Here is a 17877-nt window from a genome sequence, read left to right on the forward strand (position 1 = left end):
GCCCCAGCGCCCCCCCGGCCAGACCGCCCAACCCCGCCACCAGCGCCGCCTCCATCAGGAACTGCCGCTCGATGTCGGCGGCGCGGGCGCCGACGGCCATGCGGATGCCGATCTCGCGGGTCCGCTCGGTCACGCTGACCAGCATGATGTTCATGACCCCGATGCCGCCGACCAGCAGCGTGATGACCGCGGCGCAGCCGAGCAGCAGCGTCATGGTGTCCTGGGTCTCCGCCGCCGCCTGGATGCGCGCGGTCCCGTCGTGGATCTGGAAATCCTCCTGGCCGTGACGCCCGGCGATCAGGGCGTGGATGGCGTCGCGGGTCTGCGCGATCCGCCCCACGTCGTGCACCGAGACGAGGATCAACTCCAGGTCCGGCTTGCCGATCAGCCGTTGCACGCCGGTGGACAGCGGCACGAACACCCAGTCGTCGGTGCTCTGGTTGCCGGTCAGGTCGCCCTTCTGCGCCATCACGCCGGTGACCAGGAAGGGAATGTTGTTCACCAGCACATGCTTGCCCAGCGGCGACTCCCCGCGCGGGAACAGCCGTTCGGCGACGCGGTGGCCGAGAACCGCCACCGCCGCCCCGGCCCGCTCGTCGGCGCGGGTGAAGAAGGCCCCTTGGGCGACTGGCCAGCGGTGGGTCAGCGGCAGCGACGCCGAGGTCGCCAGCACTTCGGTGCGGTGGTCGATGTTGCCGTGGCGGGCCATCACCGGCGCGGCGAGGAAGGGCATCACGCTCTCGACGTTGGGCAAGTCCAGGATGGCCTCGCCGTCCGCCTCGGTCAGCGGCGTGGCCGGCAGGCGGGGGTCGCCGCTGCCCGCCACGACATAGACCAGATTGACCCCCAGCGCGCCGACCCGCGCCATCACCGCCTGCTTGGCGCCCTCACCGATGGCGAGCAGGGCGATCACCGAGGCCACGCCGATGACGATGCCGAGCAGGGTCAGCGCCGTGCGGAAGCCGTTGGCGCCCAGCGACCGCAGCGCCGCCGACAGGGCTTCCGCCGCGTCGGTCCACAGGGAGGCGCCGGCGTCCGGGCGCTCCGCCGGGGCGGGGGAGGGGGCCGCCGGCGACGGGGCCGCCAGTGACGGGGGTGGGCGACCGCTGTCGGCGACGATGCGGCCGTCGCGCATTTCGATCACCCGGCCGGCGGCCTCCGCCACCTTGCGGTCGTGGGTGATGAGGATCACCGTGCGCCCGGCGGCGGACAGCTCGCGCAGCAGCGCCACCACCTCCGCCCCGCTGGCGCTGTCCAAGGCACCGGTCGGCTCGTCGGCCAGGATCACCGGGGCGTCGTTCATCAGCGCCCGCGCGATCGACACGCGCTGTTGCTGGCCGCCCGAAAGCTGGTTGGGGCGGTGATGGCGCCGCTCCTCCAGCCCCAGGCGGCCGAGCAACTCCACGGCGCGGCCTTCGCGCAGCGCGGCGGGCAGGCCCGCGTAGCGGCCCGGCATCTCGACATTCTCCTGCGCCGTCGTGCCGGGGATCAGATGGTAGTGCTGGAAGACGAAGCCGAAGCCGTCCCGCCGCAGCGCCGCCCGCTCGTCGCCCTCCAGCGCCGTCACGTCGCGCCCGTCGACGCGGTAGCGTCCGGAGGTCGGGCGGTCGAGCCCGCCGAGAATGTTCATCAGCGTCGACTTGCCGGAGCCGGAACTGCCGACGATGGCGACGAACTCCCCCGCCTCGACGGTCAGGGAAACGCCGCGCAGCACCTCGACGGCCAAGCCGCCGCCGCCGGGGCCGCCGCTGGTGTAGGTCTTGCGGATGTCCTCCAGGACGAGAAGCGGGCCGCTCACAGCCGGAACCCGATCTTGGGCGGGCGGCCGTCGTCGGTTTTCCAGCCGACCACGATTCGCTCGCCTTCGGCCAGCCCATCCAGGATCTGGGCGTTGAAGCGGTCGCGCACCCCGACGCGGACCTCGCGGGTCTCGATGGCGCCGCCGCTGCCGATCAGCGTCACGCGGTGCCGCTCCGCCGCCTCGTCGGACGGTGTCAAGGCGGCCGGGGGCGGGGCAACCGGGTTCAGGGCGGCGACCGGCACCGTGACGGCGTCCTTGGCCGCGGCGGCCACGAAGAAGACCTGGGCGGTCATGTCCGGGCGCAGCTCCCCCCGGTCGTTGGCGATTTCGAACAGCGCGGTGTAGAGCACGACGCTGTTGGCGGAGCCGCCGCCTCCGGTGGCGGACGAACCGCCGTTGGCCGAGGCGGGCGGCTTCGGCGGGGCGGGCAGGATCTCCTGCAGGCGCGCGGTCCAGCGCCGTCCGGGATGGCCGAGCGTCGTGAAGTAGAGCGGCATGCCGTCCCTCAGCCGTGTCACGTCGGCCTCCGACACCTGGGTCCACACGGTCATCGCCGACAGGTCGGCGATCCTCATCAGCACCGGTGCCTCGTAGGCGGAGTTGATGGTCTGGCCCTGGCGGGCGTCCACCGCGATCAGCGTGCCGCTCATCGGCGCGTAGATGCGGGTGTAGCCGAGCTGCGCCTCGTCGGCCTGGAGGGTCGAGTCCGTCTGGCGGATCTGAGCCTGGGTGGCCTCGACCTGGGCGGCGGCGATGCGCGCCTCCATGCGGGCCTGGTCGTACGCCTCGCCGCGCCCCGACCCGCTGCGCCGCAGCGCCGCCTGACGGGCGAGCTGGGCCTCGGCGAAGTCGGCGCGCGCCCGCTGCTCGGCCAGCAGGGCGGTCAGGCGGGCGCGTTCCGCGCGCCCGGCCTCGACCTTGGCCTGTTGAAGGGCGGGGTCGATCTCGGCCAGCAGATCGCCCTCGCGGACCATCTGCCCGACCGTCACGTGCAGCCGGGTCAACTGGCCGGACACCTGAGCGCCGACATCGACGTAGGCGCGCGGCTGGATCTTGCCGAGCGCGGTCACCGTGTCCTCGACCGTGCCGCGGCCGACCACCGCCACCTCCGCCAAGGCGGCGGGATCGGCCGGGCGCAGCAGGGCGGCGGAGGCCAGCCCGCCGAGCACCAGCGCGGCGGCGGCGAGGCCGCGGCGGACACCGCGCCGGGAACCGGAAGCCGCCGCCGACCGCCGCGCCGTCATCACCACGTCGCCCGCAGGGACAGCAGGACGTTGCGCGGCTCGCCGTAATAGCCGGAGACGTCGATGTTGCTCAGATACTTCTTGTCGAACAGGTTGTTGACGTTCAGCGTGGCCGACACCTTGTCGGTGATCTGGTAGCGGGCCATCAGATCGACCACCGCGTAGCCGTCGCGGTCGTAGCGCTCGGCGCCGGTCCCGGCGTAGACGTCGCCTTCCCACCGGAGATTGCCGCCCACCGTCAGGCGGTCCCAGGCGCCCGACAGGCGGTAGGTGGTGAACAGCTTGACGCTGTCGCGCGGCACATAGGTCATGATCCGCTGGCCGTCGGCGTTCTTGACCGCGCTGTGGCTGTAGCCGCCGCCGACCTGCCAGCCGGCCATCACCTCGCCGGCGATCTCCAGGTCGAAGCCCTTGCTTTCCGCGCCCTTCACCGCTCGGTAGGCCTGCGTGCCGTCCGGGGCGAAGCGGCCGGGATCGACCTCGCCCAGGTTGTTCTGCTTGATCAGGAACACGGCGGCGCTGGCGTTCAGGGCGCCGCCGAAGAACTCGGCCTTCACGCCGGCCTCGTAGGCGTCGCCGTCCAGCGGGTCGAGGGACCGGCCGCTGGCGTCCTTGTAGTTCTGCGGCTTGAAGATGCTGGTGTAGCTGGCGTAGACCGACCAGATGTCGGTCAGGTCGAGCACGACGCCGGCGTAGGGCGTGAACACGCCGTTCTCCGCCCGCTTGCTGTAGCTTCCCGCTCCCGCGTTCGGGCTGCTCTTCTCGATCTGCTCCCACCGGCTGATGCGGCTGCCGAGGATGACCGACAGCGCGTCGAGCGGGCGCAGGCGGGTCGCGGCGTAGGCGGCCATCTGCCGCTCGTCGGTCTGCGACCGGCCGGTCGGGTTGAGCGTCGGCTGGGCGATGCTGCCGTTCCAGGTGAAGTAGTTGGAGATCGAAGGATCGTAGCCGGGAATGTACCAGAGCGGATGGCTGAGCCCCTCGCGCTTGGCGTAATAGCCGCTCACGCCGGCCATCAGGTCGTGCCGCCGCCCGAACAGGTCGAAGCCGCCGTTCAGGTCGGCGCTGACGGAAGTCTGCTCCAGGTCCGAATTCCAGCGGCCCGCCCAGACGCCCATGCCGGTGCCGTCGCGGTTCAGGTCGCCGCGGGTGCCGAAGCCGAGCAGGCTGTCGTACTCGCGGTTGTTGCGCTCCACGTTCAGCGTCGCCGTCCAGCCGTCCCCGAAGCGGTGCTTCAGCTCGCTGAAGATCGTCAGGTTGTCGTGCATGTGGTAGGCCCAGCGGGCGCCGCTGTTGTAGGAGCGGGGAAGGTCCGTCTTCGTCCCGTCGCTGTAGAACAGCGGGAAACCGGCGTTGGAGGCGTTGTCGGAGCGGTGTTTCTGGTACTCGACGCCGACCGTCCAGGTGGTGTCGTCGGTGACGTCGGCCTCCAGGACTCCGTAGAGCACCTTCTTGCGCCCGTGCAGGCGGTCGATGAAGCTCTCGTTGTCCTGATAGGCGCCGACGACGCGCCCGCGCAGGCGGCCGTTCCCGGTCAGCGGACCCGACAGGTCGGCCTCGCCGCGGTAGCGCTCCCAGGACCCGATCTGCCCCTCGGCGTAGCCCTGGAGGGTCGGGGTCGGGCGCTTGCGGACCAGATTGACCGAGGCCGACGGCTCGCCGATGCCGTTCAGCAGGCCGGAGGCGCCGCGCACAACCTCGACCCGGTCGAACACCGCCATGTCGGAGATGGAGTCGTCGAACCCGTACACGGTCGAGCGCGGGATGCCGTTCACCTGATAATTCGTCACCGGGAAGCCGCGGGCGTAGACCTCGTCCCCGTCGCTGCCCATCGCGCCGCGCTGCATCCGCGTCACGCCCACCGTCTGGTTGAGCACGTCGCGGATCTCGTTCAGGCCCTGGTCCTCCATGCGCTGGCGGGTCATCACGCTGACCGACTGCGGCGTTTCGCGCGGGGACAGGTTCAGCTTGGTGGCGCTGTTGGTCGATCCGATGGTGTAGGACCCGGTTCCCTCGCTGCGGCCGGGGTCGCCGGACAGCCCGCCCTGGACCGTCACCGGGTCGAGCACCGCCGCTCCCCCGGACTGGGCCGGCAGCTTCTCCAGCGTCACCGTGTCGGGATCGACGAAGCGGGCGATCAGGCCGGTGCCGGCCAGCAGGCGGATCAGCGCGTCCTGCGGCGCCAGGGTGCCGGTCACCCCCGGCGAGGACACGCCCTGCGCGATGTCGGAGGGGTAGAGGACCTGGAAGCCGGTGGCCTGCCCATAGGCGGCGAGCACGCCGGGCAGCGGGCCGGCGGCGATGGCGAAGCTGACGGTCCGGCCTTGCTGGGCCACCTGCGCGGGCGCCTCATGGGATGTCACGGGCGCCGCCAGGGCGCCGTGCAGCGCGGTCGACGCCAGCAGCATGCCCAACAGCGCCGGAGTCCAACCGCCCCGCAGCGTGTTCCCCCGCACCGTGTTCCCGCGCGCCGTCTGCCCCCGCAGCCGGCGTCCCCCAACATCAATCATCACCAAGACCCCGTCATTTTGCGAATGAGTTGCATTTTCGTGTATGCAAGTCACGACGTTGTCCGGCGGGAACCACCTCACCTTGATTTTGAAAAAATTTGATGCGGACCGGCTAGATGGAACGGATGATGACCAGACCGGGAACGGGGCGCAGCGTGCGCAAGGGAAGCGTGCGGAGGATGGCGTTCAGGGCGGCGTCCGGCCGGCTGATGTCCACGCTGCCGTCGAAGCGCAGGCCGGCGAGCGGGCGGTCCCACAGCACGATGCGGGCGGGGTGATAGCGGTTGAGATCGGCGATCACCGCGTCGAGCGGCTGCCCCTGGAAGACCAGCCGGCCGTGCCGCCATGCGTTCTCCACCGCCACGCCCTGGCTCAGCAGCGGGCCGGGACCATCGGGGCCATAGGACCGGCTTTGTCCGGCGGCGATGGGAAGGGGGGGCGCCATCCCGGTGGTCAGGCTGGCCGTTCCGGACTCCACCGCCACCACCACGGAGTCCAGGCAGCGGTGCACCACGAAGCGGGCGTCGGCGGTGGCGATCCGCCCGTCGGCGCAGGTGACGACGAAGGGGCGCCCCGGGTCGGGAGCGGTGACGAAATGCGCCCGCCCCCCGGTCAGACGGACGCGCCGTTCCGCGGGGGTGAAGGCGACGGACAGCGCGCTGTCGGCGTCCAGGGTGAGGACCGAGCCGTCGTCCAGCGCCACCGTCCGCCGCTCGCCGATTCCGGTCCTCAGATCGCCCGGCCAGCCGGTCAGGACGGTCACGCCGCCCAGCGCCGCGGCGCAGGCGGCGGCACCGCCGACGGCGCCGAACGCCAGGAAGCGGCGGCGCGTCGGCGCGGCGCGGCGGTCCTTGCGCGGATCGGGCACCCGGTCCAGATCGCCCCACAGCCCGGCCAGCCGGTCGTATTCGCGGCGGTGGGCCGGATCCCGCGCCAGCCAGGCGTGAAAGGACCGGCGGTCCGCCGCGTCGGCGTCGCCGGACTCCAGGCGCACGAACCACGCCAGGGCGGCGTCCCGCGGGGTGTCCGGTAAGTCCGGCTGGTCGCGATCGCGCTCCATCACAGCGCCAGCCGGTCGCGGCAATGGGCCAGGGCCTTCATGACATGCTTCTCCACCATGCTGCGCGAGATGCCGAGGCGGGCGGCGATGTCGGCATGGCTCAAGCCATCGAATTTGTGAAGCAGAAACACCTCCCGGCAGCGCGGCGGCAGTTCGGCCATGGCCTGGCTCAGCCGCTCCAGCCGCTGCTTGTGCTCCAGCGTCGCCTCGGCGTCCGGCTCGTCCAGCGGCCGGTCGAGACCCAGCTCCGCCGGGGCGAAGCGGCGCCCCCGACGGGCTTCCGCGCGCATCCGGTCCAGCGCGATGTTGTCGGCCATGCGGTACAGGTAGGAGCGCGGGTTGTCGATCTCCGGCAGGGCGGTCAGGCTGCGCAGGCGCAGGTAGGTGTCCTGCACGACGTCCTCGGCCAGGCACAGCGACCCCAGGCGCCGGGCCAGATGGCCCGTCATCTCCTCGTAATGGTCGAGCAGCAGACCCAGCAGGGAAGACCGGTCTCGTTCAGCCATGACCTCGGCAACACCCGTTCCCAGAACCGTGAAGGCCACTCCTAATCATGAATGCGAATCATTCGCAATCGATAGATCGATGGGAGGACAAATCTTTGCCATGAGACGGTGAGGGGGTGGCGGCCGGCGAACGTCCTGTTGTCGAGGGGCGTTGCGCCGTCGTTGACCTACCCCTCCGGCTTGACGGTCAGCAGATAGCCGAGCCCATGGACGGTGACGATCTCCACCGCGCTTCCCGCCAGCCGGCGGCGAAGGCGCGACACCAGCACGTCGGCGGTGCGGTCCCCATACACCCACTCCCGCCCGCAGATCGCCTTGCTGATCTCCAGCCGGTCCGACGGCCGGTCGAGCGTGTGGATCAGATGGACGAGCAGCCGGCTTTCGGCCGGGGACAGGACCTCGGTCCGCCCGTCGACCGACAGCCGCCGGGTCTGGGTGTTGAGCTGAAGGGCCGTGCCGACGGTCACGACCCTGTCCTCGGGCGCTTCGCGCGGCGCGTCGATGTGTTTGGCGATGCGCGCCCGCAGCAGGGCCGGCTCGACCGGCTTGCAGATGTAGTCGAGGGCTCCCAGCCCCAGGCCGAGCAGCTGGTCGTGCGAGGCCGACAGGCTGGACAGCACGATGAAGGGCGCCCTGGCGTCGGCCTGGATGGTCTGGGCGAGCAGGAGGCCGTCGGTGTCCGGCAGCCGGCGGTCCAGGATCACCAGATCGAACCGCTGCCGTTTCAGCGCGGCCCGCGCCTGGGCGCCGTCGGCGGCGCAATGGAAGCGGTGCCCCATCTGCGCGACCACATCCTCGACCATCAGCTGGATCAGGACGTCGTCGTCGACGAGGAGAATGTCGGCGGTCTCGGTCACGCTGAGGCGTCCTCCGCGAAGCGGTCCCGCCAATCCGGCGGCAGGGAGCATGCGAGCAGGGCGCCATGCTCGTTCGCCCGCGTCGCCGCGTCGACGGCGCCATCCTCGTGCGCCGCTTCGATCCGGCGCAGCCGGCCGGCGATTGCGTCCAGGCCGAAGGTCGCCGCTCCGCTCGCCAGCTTGTGGGCGAGGGCGGCGAGGGCGGCGTTCCGTTCCGCCGGGTCCGCAGCCTCCAGCATCGTCCGGAACTCCGTCCATCCGCGGGTGAACGCCTCCGCCATCCGCCGCCGGGCGGTCGGCGACAGGCCGTCGAGCAGCCCGCCGCCCGCGCCCGCCGCCGGGCGCGCCGTCTTGCCGTGGATGGCTTTTCCCAGCGCGGTCGCGTCCAGCGGCTTCTCCAGGATGGCCTGGAACAGCCCGGCGTCCTCGGGTGAGGCGCGGACCCAATCGGCGTTGGCGCTCAACAGGATGATCGAGGCCTCCGCCAACGCCGGATCGCGGCGGATCTCGCGGGCGAAGTCCGGTCCGGTGCCGTCGGGCAACCGGTAATCGAGGAGGAAGACGCCATAGGCGTCCGGGGCCGCCAGCAGCAGGGCGCGCGCCTGCTCCAGGGTCTGGGCGTGGTCCACCGACAGGCCCATGCGCTCCAGCATGGCGGCGGTGACCTGGGCGTTGATCGGGTCGTCGTCGACCAAGAGGCAGTTCTGGTGGAGACGGTCCTCCGGCGCGCCGGGGCGGGCGGGCCGCTCCGCCGGGGATGCCGCGGCCAGCGGCAGGCGCACCTCGACGGCGGCGCCCTCCGCCGGGTCGAGGACGGCGATGCGGCCCCCGAGAGCCAGCGTCATCCGCTGCGCGATGGCCAGGCCGAGCCCGCACCCGTTCTGTCCCGTCCGGCGCGGCCGCAACCCGGCGGGCTCGTGCGCCAGCATGTCGCGGATCTCCTCGGGCATGCCCGGCCCATGGTCGGCGACCTGGAAGACCAGCGTGCCGTCCTCCGCCCGCAGGCCGACCAGAACCCCGCGGCCGTCGTCGTGGCGCAGGGCGTTCTGGATCAGGTTGCCCAGGACCTGCTGGGTCATCGACCAGTCCAGCCGGACATGCTCCGGCAGGTCGGGCGACATCTCCAGCCGCAGGGGCACGCCCTGCCGGCGGGCGGGAATGTCCTTGATCCGCACCAGATCGCCCAGGGCCTCGCGCAGGCACACCGCGACCGGGCGCGGTTGCGGCGCCTGATGCTCGAAGCGCGAGAAGCTCAGCACATTCTCCAGGGTCGTGTTCAGCGACCGCGCCGCGATGTCCAGCAGCCCGACCAGCTCCTCCTGCTTGTCCGGGCTGGCCCCTTTCATCAGGCTTGCCGCGCCCAGGACGCTGTGGAGCGGCGCGCGGATCTCATGGGACATCGCCGCGAGGAAAAGCGACATGGTGCGCTCCGCCTCGCGCGCCCGGCCGATCGCCTGATGATGCTCGGTCACGTCGTGCAGAAGCATGATCTGCCAGCGTTCCAGCTTGTGCACCGTGTCCTCGACGGTCCGCAGGCGGATGTCGAAGCAGCGGCTGCCCTGGCGGGTCTGCATCCAGATCGAACGCCATTCCGTGCCGGGGGTGGCGACGATCTGGTCCACCACCGCCTGGAGTTCGCTGCGGTGCGGTTGCAGGGCCAGACGGTAGGTCAGGGCGCCGGCCTCCGACATGTCCAGGAAGAATTGCAGGGCCGCCTGGTTGGCGGTCAGCAGCTCGCCGTCCTCCTCCAGGATGAACACCGGGTTGCGCAGGCTTTCCAGCGCGGCGAAATACTGGTCGCGCTCGCGGGTCAGCCGGCGCAGGCTGTCGCTCAACGCCGCCTCTTGCGGCGCGACGACCGCCCAGGGGGCCAACATCGCCAGCTCGACCTCGTCGAAGAAATCGTCGAGCCTCGCCCGGAAGGCGCCGTCGCTGTCGCCGTCGCCGCCGAACTCCCGCGCGCCGTCCGGCAGGTCGCCCAGCCGGTTGCGATAGGCGCGCCGGTACAGCTTGAGCAAGCCGTTGTTCAGTTCCAGCGGGATTCCCGCGTCGTGGTGCGCCTGCGCGATGTGGCGGAGCCGGTCGAAACGCGGGTCGGTGCGATAGTTGTTGTGGCCGCTGTGCCCATCCCGGCGCAACGGATCGGACAGATAGGCGGCAAGGCTGTCGTTGAGCGCCACGGTGGCTTCGGTCCAGGCCGCCCGCATGGAGCTGGTCTGGTCGGCATAGCCCTTCTGCTTGGCCAGCCGGATGATCTCATCGACCAGCGCGTCGCATTCGGCCCGAAGGGCGTCGGCCAACCACTCGACCCGCCGGTTCATCCGCACCCATCCCTCGGCCGTTGCAGCGTCCGAGGCTCCCGACCCCGGCTCCAGACGGCCAGCTTACGGCCGGTGCGGCCGGTGTAAAGGGCGTCGTCGTTTACATCGCGTTTACATCTTGCTCACAGGCGTGACGCCTATGGGGCCTCCCCCGTCGCTACGCTGCTTCCATCGGTCGGTACCATTCGAAGGAAGCACACGACATGGCACTTCATCGCAGGACCCTTTACCGTCTCACCGGGGGCGCGGCGCTGCTGGGCGTGCTGGGCTTCGTGGTGCTGACCTCGCCGTGGACATGGTCCGCCACCCATCCGGGCCGGACCCTGCCGGACGAGGGCGGAGCCGACCTCGCCAACGGGCGCAAGGTCTTCGTCGCCTCCGACTGCGCGACCTGCCACAAGACCCCCGGCCAGGAGGACGACACCGTCCTCGGCGGCGGCTGGGCGCTCGACACGCAGTTCGGCGTGTTCCACATGCCCAACATCTCCCCCGACCCGCAGACCGGGATCGGCGGCTGGACGCTGGCGCAGTTCGACCGCGCGCTGCGCGAGGGCGTCGGACCGGGCGGCGCCTGGCCGGATGGGCGGAACCTGTATCCGGCCTTTCCCTACACGTCGTACCAGCGGATGACCGGCACCGACGTGCGCGATCTCTACGCCTATCTGCGCAGCCTCCAGCCGGTCGACAACAAGGTGCAGGACCACGAGCTGAAATTCCCCTATGCCATGCGGCGCGGCGTCGGCGTCTGGCGGCTGGCCTTCCTCGACGGCAAGCGCGGCGAGGAAAGCCCGGTTCCGGCCGGTGTCGACGCGGCCCAGTACCGGCGCGGCGAATATCTGGTGGAGGGGCCGGGCCATTGCGCGGAATGCCATTCGTCGCGCGGCCTGATGGGGAACGTGATCGGAAGCCAGCGCTACGGCGGCGGCAAGTCCCCCGACGGCGTCGACTACTTCCCCAACATCTCCCCCGACGAGACGGGGATCGGCTTCTGGTCGGTCAACGCCATCGCCAACTACCTGCACACCGGCGTCAGCCCCATCGGCCGCACGGCGGCGGGCGACATGGCGGAGGTCGTCAAGAACACCGCGCAGCTTCCGCGCGAGGACCTGCTGGCGATGGCCGTCTACCTGAAGCATCTGCCCGCCGTCCACAAGCCCGCGCCCGGCATGCCGGAACCCAACCGGACCGACACGCTGGTGATGCTCCGCAACGCCGTCGTCGCCGCGCCGACGCTGCCGACCACGCCGGAGCAGGCCATCGCCCAGGGCGGCGACGCCTGGGTGGTGGGGACCAAGCCGGTGTGGCTCGATCAGGCCGGTGTCGGCGGGTCGGCCCCGGAACAGGGCAAGCTGCTGGGCGGCGCGCCGGTGCATGTCGCCGCCCGCAACGCCGACCGGCTGGAGCTGGTGCTGAAGGGCTGGCAGATGGCGGAGGCGCCGTCGGTCGTCTATCAGTCGAAGGGGCATCGCGTGATGCTCGCCGTGCTCGACGGGGCGGCGGCGTCGGCCGTGAAGCGCGGCAAGCCGGAAACCGACGCCGACACCGGCCAGTCCTGGGTCCCGGTCGAGGTCACCCTGTGGTCCGACGCCGCCAACCTGAACGCGGACCGCAAGGCGCTGTGGGATTACAGCCAGGCGACCTACCAGAAGGCGTGCTCCGCCTGCCACGTGCTGCCGGACAAGCAGCACTTCACCGCCAACCAGTGGGTCGGCACGCTGAAGGCGATGAAGCGCTTCACCTCCTTCAACGACGACCAGTACCGGCTGATCCTCACCTACCTGCAGAACCACTCGAAGGATCTGCGTCCGAACGGCAAGGAGGCGGCGAAATGAGCGGAGCCACGACGCACGCCGTTTCCGGGGGGCCGGACCTCGCTCCGGTCGCCGACTGGCTGGCCCGGCAGTTCCTGTCGCCCCCCACCATCGAGCAGGTCGAGGCGGCGCGCACGGTGCCGGGGCAGATCGCCCTGCGCCGGTTCGGCGAGGAGCTCGGCCAGCCCGCCGCGGCGGACGCCCTCTGCCAGCTGCTTGCCGCCGGTCCGGCCGCGGAGGTGACCCTGGCGGTGCAGCGGCGGCACACCGCCCTGTTCGAAGGCATCTTCCGCCAGCGGTCCGTTCCGCCCTACGCCAGCCTGTGGGACGGCACCGGGCGGCTCTGCGGCCCGGCCGTCGACCGCATGCGGGCGGCGCTGCGCGATCTCGACATGCGGGTCGGGGCGGACTGCGCCGAACCGCCCGACCATGTGGCGATCCAGCTGGCGGCGCTGGCGGAGGCGATGCGGCAGCGGCGGACCGCGACGGTCGCCGATCTGCTGGACCAGATGCGGGTCTGGACCGGCCGCTTCGCCGGGGCGCTCATCAGGGCCGACGGCGTCGGCTATTACGGCAATCTCGCGCGCTTCCTGCTCTCACTGCTCGACCGGGCCGCGGACGGCTCCGCGACGGTCGCCCATGACGGTGCAGCCGCAGCGATCTGAAAGGTCAGACCATGAACACGACAAAGAACTTGACGATGACCGGCGGTCCGCGGCTTTCCAAACGGACGTTCCTCAAGGGTTCGGCGGCGGCGCTGGGCCTCTCCGGCCTGCCGCTGCTCGCCCGCGGCGCCCTCGCGCAGGCGGCGCCGCGCAAAATCCTGTCCGGCTGCCACTGGGGCGTCTTCTACGGACAGGTCGCGGACGGCCGCGTGACCGAATTCATCCCGTGGGAAGGCGATCCGGCGCCGTCGCCGCAGCTGCCCGGCGTGATGGACTCGATCTATTCGGAATCGCGCATCCGTTACCCGATGGTGCGCCGCGCCTGGCTGGAACAGGGCCCCGGCGCCGATCCGGACGGGCGCGGCAGCGGCGATTTCGTCCGCGTGAGCTGGGACAAGGCCATCGAACTCGTCGCCGGGGAGATCACCCGCGTCCGCGCCCAACACGGCCAACAGGCGGTGTTCGCCGGCTCCTATGGCTGGAAGAGCCCCGGCAAGCTGCACAATTGCCAGACGCTGCTGCGCCGCATGCTGAACCTGACCGGCAGCTACACCAACAGCTCCGGCGACTATTCGACCGGCGCCGCGCAGGTGATCCTGCCCTACGTGTCAGGCTCGATCGAGGTGTATGAGCAGTGCACCACCTGGAAGAACCTCGCCGAACATTGCGAGCTGATGGTCTTCTGGGGTTGCAACCCGCTCAACAGCTCGCAAATCTCCTGGCAGGTCGCCGACCATGGCGCCTGGCCCGGCATCGCGCTGATGAAGGCGGCCAAGACCAAGGTCCTGTGCATCGACCCGATCCGCACCGAGACCTGCCAGGAGCTGAACGGCGAATGGCTGGCGCCGCGTCCGCAGACCGACGTGGCGATGATGCTCGGCATCGCCCACACCCTCTACACCGAGAAGCTGCACAATCAGGACTTCCTCGACCGCTACACCAACGGCTTCGACAAGTTCCTGCCCTATCTGCTGGGCAAGACCGACGGGACGCCGAAGAGCGCCGACTGGGCCGCCGGCATCTGCGGCCTGCCCGCCGACACGCTGCGCGATCTGGCCCGCCGGTTCGCCGCCAAGCGGACCATGCTGGCGCTCGGCTATTCGACGCAGCGCCAGCATCATGGCGAACAGATCCATTGGATGCTGATCACGCTGGCCGCCATGCTGGGCCAGATCGGCCTGCCGGGCGGCGGCTACGGCCTCAGCTATCACTACGCCTCCGGCGGAGCGCCGACCCACACGACGCCGATCCTCAAGGCGATCGACGATGCCTCCGGTCAGGCGAGCGACGGGGCGGCCTGGCTGTCGCAGAGCGGAGCGGTGTCGATCCCGGTCTCGCGTCTGGTCGAGACCCTGCTGAATCCCGGCAAGACGATGGCGTTCAACGGGCATGAGATCACGCTCCCGCTGATCAAGCTCGCCTACTGGGCCGGCGGCAACCCGTTCTCCCACCAGCAGGACCGCAACGAGATGCTGCGCGCGTGGCGCCAGCTCGACACCTTCATCGTGCAGGATGTGCAATGGACCGCGTCGGCCCGCCACGCCGACATCGTGCTGCCGGCGACCACGTCCTACGAACGCAACGACATCGAGCAGGTCGGGGACTACGCCCTGAGCCACATCGTCCCGATGAAGAAGATCGTCGACCCGGTGTTCGAGGCGCGCAGCGATTTCGACATCTTCGCCGCCATCGCCGACAAGCTGGGCAAGGGCTACGCCTTCACCCAGGGCCTCAGCGAGATGGACTGGATCCGCGGGATCTACGAATCGGCCAAGATCGAATCCCGCGCCAAGGGCATGGAGATGCCGGTCTTCGACGTCTTCTGGAACAGCAACAAGCCGCTGGCCTTCCCGCTCGGCAAGGAGCAGGCCGACTTCGTGCGCCATGCCGACTTCCGCGCCGATCCGCTGCTGAACGCGCTGGGAACGGCGTCGGGCAAGTTCGAGCTGTATTCGACGGCCATCGAGAAGTACGGCTACGACGATTGCCCGCCGCACGCCACCTGGATGGAGCCGGTCGAGCGGCTGGACGGACCGACGACCCGCTATCCCCTGCATGTGGCCGCCAACCACCCGCAGATGCGCCTGCACTCCCAGCTCTGCGGCACCGTCAATCGGCAGAGCTACGCCATCGCAGGCCGTGAGCCTTGCTGGATGAATCCGGAGGACGCACGGGCGCGCGGGTTGTCGGACGGTGACGTGGTGCGTGTCTTCAACGACCGTGGCCAGATCCTCGCCGGTCTGAAGATCACCGACGACATCTGCCGCGGCGTGATCCGCATCAACGAAGGGGGCTGGTTCGACCCGGCGAACGCGCGGGAAATCGGCAGCCTGTGCCGGTACGGCGACGTCAACAACCTGACGACCGGGCTGTCGACCTCGAAGCTGGCGCAGGCCAACTGCGGGCACACCGGGGTCGCCGAGGTGGAGCGGTTCAAAGGAAGCCTGCCGCCCGTTGTGGTCTTCAGCCAGCCGGCGTGAGGACCGGGGCGTTTCCAAACGGTCTCTGAGACCGACCCGGGATCACGAGGCGGCAACCCACATGTCCGTCTCACGGAGTGGGGCCCGCCGCCGATCCCGGGTCGCCGCCCTTGTCCAGCCTCAGGCCGCTTCGCCGATGGTCAGCGCGATGGTGCCGACCTGGGCGATCGAGCCTTCGATCCGGTTGCCGGGCCGGACCGGGCCGACGCCCTCCGGGGTGCCCGTGTAGATCAGGTCGCCCGGTTGCAGGTGGTAGAGGGTGGACAGGTGGGCGATCAGCTCCGGGATCGACCAGATCAACAGGGTCAGGTCGGAGGACTGCTTGGTCTCGCCATCGACCCGCAGTTCGAGCGTGCCGCTGGTCGGGTGGCCGCACGCCGCCACCGGGACGATCTCCGACAGCACGGCGGAGTCTTCGAAATCCTTGCCGATGTCCCAGGGCCGCTGCTTGGCGCGGGCGGCGAGCTGCAGGTCGCGCCGGGTCATGTCGAGGCCGCAGGCATAGCCGTAGACCACCTCCAGCGCCTGTTCCCGCGCGACGCGGAAGGCCGGCTTCCCGATGGCGACGACCAACTCCATCTCGTAATGGTAGTTCTCGGTGGCCGGCGGGTAGGCGATGGCCGCCCCGCTCGGGACGTAGGTGCCGGGGGACTTGGTGAAGTAGAAGGGCGCCTCGCGGTCGACCGGCACGCCCATCTCGCGGGCATGGGCCTCGTAATTGCGGCCGACGCAGAAGATGCGGTTGATCGGGAAGCGGGCGTCGGTGCCGCGGACCGGGGCGGCGGGAAGCGGCGCTGGATCGATGACATAGCGGGTCAAGTCGGTTCGTCCTTGGATGGGGTTCACGTTACTCGGCGTCGGGCTGGCGGCCGGGCTCCGCGGCCTGGAAGGCGGGCAGGGCGCGCGCCGCTGCGGCGACGCGGCGGATGGTGGGATAGGCGTCGAGCGGGCAGTTCATCCGCTCGGCGTTGAAGACCTGCGGGACGAGGCAGGCGTCGGCCAGCGTCGGCTCGTCGCCGAAGCAGAAGGCGCCGGGCTGCGGGCTGGCCGCCAGCATCGCCTCCAACCCGCGGAAGCCTTCCGCCACCCAATGGGCGTACCAGGCGTCGCGCGCCTGCTCGTCCAGGCCAAGATCGTCGCGCAGGTGGTTCAGGACGCGCAGGTTGTTGACCGGGTGGATGTCGCAGGCGATGGCCAGCGCCACCGACCGCACCCAGGCGCGGGCGAACGGGTCGCGCGGCAGCAGGGCCGGGGTGGGATGGGTCTCGTCGAGATACTCGATGATGGCGAGCGACTGGGTCAGCGCTCGGCCGTCCTCGACCAGCGCCGGCACCAGCCCCATCGGGTTGACGGCGAGATAGCCGGCTGCGCGTTGCTCCTTCCGGCGCAGGTGGATGAAATGCTGCTCCGCCGTCAGTCCCTTCAGGTTGAGCGCGATGCGCAGCCGGTAGGCCGCGGACGACCGGAAATAGCCGTAGACTTCCATCGCCATGCTCCTCAGTCCTTCACCCGGTTGCCGCGGTCTTCGCGCCACAGCCCGAGCTTCTGTTGGGCGATGCGGTCGGAATAGCTGAAGATCACCGCATCCTCGTCGGCGTGGTGGCTCACCCATTTCCAGCTCGGCACCACGAACACGTCCTTCGGCCCCCAGGCGAAGGGCTGGCCGTCGATGGTCGTGGTGCCGCGGCCCTCGACCACCGCGAAGATGGTGGCGTCGGTGCTGCGATAGGCGCTGCTTGCGAAATCCTTGGGCAGGAGCTGCATGAAGGCCGACATGGTCGGCATCGGCGAGCCGCCGTCCACCGGATTGACGAACCGCATCTTCAGCCCGTGGCACGGGTCCCAGTCCTGCTGGCGGCGCATCGTCTCCAGCGCCTCGCGGGTGCGGTCATAGGGATAGTTGAAGATGGGGGAGGAGGGCTGCGTTGCCTCGTAATCCACCGGCAGCATGTTGGCGCCGAATTGCGCCATCGAGTGGCCGACCGGGCGGGTCACCGGTCGTTCGTCCTCCGGCGAGGATTCGGCGAAGGAGGCGTCGTAGAAGGAGACGGTCGGGATGTCGAGCCCGTCGAGCCAGATCATCGGCTCGTCGCTGTGGTTGCCGTGGTCGTGCCAGGCGCGCGGCGGGGTGATGACGAAATCACCGACTTGCATGATGGTGCGCTCGCCGTCCACCGAGGTGTGAGCCCCGGCGCCGTCCAGCACGAAGCGCACCGCCGACTGGCTGTGGCGGTGGGCCGGCGCCACCTCGCCCGGCAACACCAATTGAAGCCCGGCGTAGAGCGAGGTGGTGATGCGGTTCTGGCCGGGCATGCCCGGATTCTCCAGCATCAGCACGCGGCGCTCCGCCTCCTTGGCGGTGATGAGGGAGCCCGCTTCCAGCAGCAGCTCCTTCATCTCGGCGAAGTTCCACAGATGGGGCACGCAGGCGCTGCGCGGCTCGCGGGTGATGATGGCGCCCATCACCGACCACAGAGGGTTCAGGTTGCGTTTGCTGATCTTGTCGTAATAGGCCTGCCGCTCGGGCGTGTCGGCGGGCGGTCCGGAGATGGACATGTCCTCTGTTCCTTTCTGTCATACCGGCGGCGCATGAACACTTCCAGTGCGCGCCGCCGGTAAAAC

13 protein-coding genes are annotated in these 17877 nt (G+C 70.3%); 3 read left to right on the top strand and 10 right to left on the bottom strand.

The features are described 5' to 3' along the window. The 7 genes from DXK32_RS23420 to DXK32_RS23450 form a co-directional block, all read right to left on the bottom strand. Nucleotides 1-1798 (bottom strand): ABC transporter permease (locus tag DXK32_RS23420; RefSeq protein ID WP_114860706.1); only part of this gene is annotated, 1798 nt, incomplete at its 3' end. Then, nucleotides 1795-3045: an efflux RND transporter periplasmic adaptor subunit gene (locus tag DXK32_RS23425; protein ID WP_247877307.1), complete on the bottom strand. Its 1251-nt coding sequence runs from the start codon at nt 3043-3045 to the stop codon at nt 1795-1797. The genes DXK32_RS23420 and DXK32_RS23425, both read right to left, overlap by 4 nt. After that, nucleotides 3045-5555, bottom strand: coding sequence for a TonB-dependent siderophore receptor (locus DXK32_RS23430; protein WP_114860708.1), 2511 nt, complete (start codon nt 5553-5555; stop codon nt 3045-3047). Before DXK32_RS23430 ends, DXK32_RS23425 begins: the two co-directional genes overlap by 1 nt. A 112-nt stretch (nt 5556-5667) precedes the next feature. Then, nucleotides 5668-6615 (bottom strand): FecR family protein, encoded by a 948-nt coding sequence (locus DXK32_RS23435; protein ID WP_114860709.1) that lies wholly within the window; start codon nt 6613-6615, stop codon nt 5668-5670. Next, entirely contained in the window at nt 6615-7121 is a 507-nt protein-coding gene (locus DXK32_RS23440) for a sigma-70 family RNA polymerase sigma factor (RefSeq protein ID WP_040137678.1), read from the bottom strand. The genes DXK32_RS23435 and DXK32_RS23440 overlap by 1 nt, the downstream gene beginning before the upstream one ends. Before the next feature lie 167 nt (nt 7122-7288). Then, the gene (locus DXK32_RS23445) at nt 7289-7978 is read right to left on the bottom strand and encodes a response regulator transcription factor (protein ID WP_162801322.1); all 690 of its coding nucleotides are present in this window, start codon (nt 7976-7978) and stop codon (nt 7289-7291) included. Next, nucleotides 7975-10299 (bottom strand): hybrid sensor histidine kinase/response regulator, encoded by a 2325-nt coding sequence (locus DXK32_RS23450; RefSeq protein ID WP_205215814.1) that lies wholly within the window; start codon nt 10297-10299, stop codon nt 7975-7977. Before DXK32_RS23450 ends, DXK32_RS23445 begins: the two co-directional genes overlap by 4 nt. A gap of 203 nt (nt 10300-10502) precedes the next feature. Between DXK32_RS23450 and DXK32_RS23455 the strand changes: the two genes are divergently transcribed. Genes DXK32_RS23455 through torA form a run of 3 tightly spaced genes read left to right on the top strand, consistent with a single transcriptional unit; the run spans nt 10503 to nt 15255 of the window. Then, nucleotides 10503-12131, top strand: coding sequence for a c-type cytochrome (locus tag DXK32_RS23455; protein ID WP_114860711.1), 1629 nt, complete (start codon nt 10503-10505; stop codon nt 12129-12131). Next, nucleotides 12128-12775: a TorD/DmsD family molecular chaperone gene (locus DXK32_RS23460; RefSeq protein WP_114860712.1), complete on the top strand. Its 648-nt coding sequence runs from the start codon at nt 12128-12130 to the stop codon at nt 12773-12775. Before DXK32_RS23455 ends, DXK32_RS23460 begins: the two co-directional genes overlap by 4 nt. Nucleotides 12776-12786: 11 nt before the next feature. Further along, a complete protein-coding gene (gene torA, locus DXK32_RS23465) occupies nt 12787-15255 on the top strand; it encodes a trimethylamine-N-oxide reductase TorA (protein WP_114860713.1) in 2469 nt (822 codons plus the stop codon). A gap of 120 nt (nt 15256-15375) precedes the next feature. On the opposite strand, the gene DXK32_RS23470 is transcribed toward torA, so the two are convergent. Genes DXK32_RS23470 through gtdA form a run of 3 tightly spaced genes read right to left on the bottom strand, consistent with a single transcriptional unit; the run spans nt 15376 to nt 17811 of the window. Next, entirely contained in the window at nt 15376-16074 is a 699-nt protein-coding gene (locus DXK32_RS23470; RefSeq protein ID WP_114860714.1) for a fumarylacetoacetate hydrolase family protein, read from the bottom strand. Between the two features lie 28 nt (nt 16075-16102). Then, nucleotides 16103-16741: a maleylacetoacetate isomerase gene (maiA, locus tag DXK32_RS23475; RefSeq protein WP_114860735.1), complete on the bottom strand. Its 639-nt coding sequence runs from the start codon at nt 16739-16741 to the stop codon at nt 16103-16105. An 11-nt stretch (nt 16742-16752) separates the two neighbouring features. Beyond that, nucleotides 16753-17811, bottom strand: a complete 1059-nt coding sequence (gene gtdA, locus DXK32_RS23480) for a gentisate 1,2-dioxygenase (protein ID WP_114860715.1) — start codon at nt 17809-17811, stop codon at nt 16753-16755. Nucleotides 17812-17877: the final 66 nt, after the last annotated feature.

This window comes from Azospirillum brasilense (assembly GCF_003349955.1).
Taxonomy (GTDB): domain Bacteria; phylum Pseudomonadota; class Alphaproteobacteria; order Azospirillales; family Azospirillaceae; genus Azospirillum; species Azospirillum brasilense_B.

Coding starts and splice junctions, on each gene's coding strand:
- DXK32_RS23440 (WP_040137678.1), bottom strand. CDS start 7,121: ATGGCTGAACGAGACCGGTCTTCCCTGCTGGGTCTGCTGCTCGACCAT.
- DXK32_RS23430 (WP_114860708.1), bottom strand. CDS start 5,555: ATGATTGATGTTGGGGGACGCCGGCTGCGGGGGCAGACGGCGCGCGGG.
- DXK32_RS23450 (WP_205215814.1), bottom strand. CDS start 10,299: ATGAACCGGCGGGTCGAGTGGTTGGCCGACGCCCTTCGGGCCGAATGC.
- DXK32_RS23435 (WP_114860709.1), bottom strand. CDS start 6,615: ATGGAGCGCGATCGCGACCAGCCGGACTTACCGGACACCCCGCGGGAC.
- DXK32_RS23455 (WP_114860711.1), top strand. CDS start 10,503: ATGGCACTTCATCGCAGGACCCTTTACCGTCTCACCGGGGGCGCGGCG.
- maiA (WP_114860735.1), bottom strand. CDS start 16,741: ATGGAAGTCTACGGCTATTTCCGGTCGTCCGCGGCCTACCGGCTGCGC.
- DXK32_RS23425 (WP_247877307.1), bottom strand. CDS start 3,045: ATGACGGCGCGGCGGTCGGCGGCGGCTTCCGGTTCCCGGCGCGGTGTC.
- torA (WP_114860713.1), top strand. CDS start 12,787: ATGAACACGACAAAGAACTTGACGATGACCGGCGGTCCGCGGCTTTCC.
- DXK32_RS23460 (WP_114860712.1), top strand. CDS start 12,128: ATGAGCGGAGCCACGACGCACGCCGTTTCCGGGGGGCCGGACCTCGCT.
- gtdA (WP_114860715.1), bottom strand. CDS start 17,811: ATGTCCATCTCCGGACCGCCCGCCGACACGCCCGAGCGGCAGGCCTAT.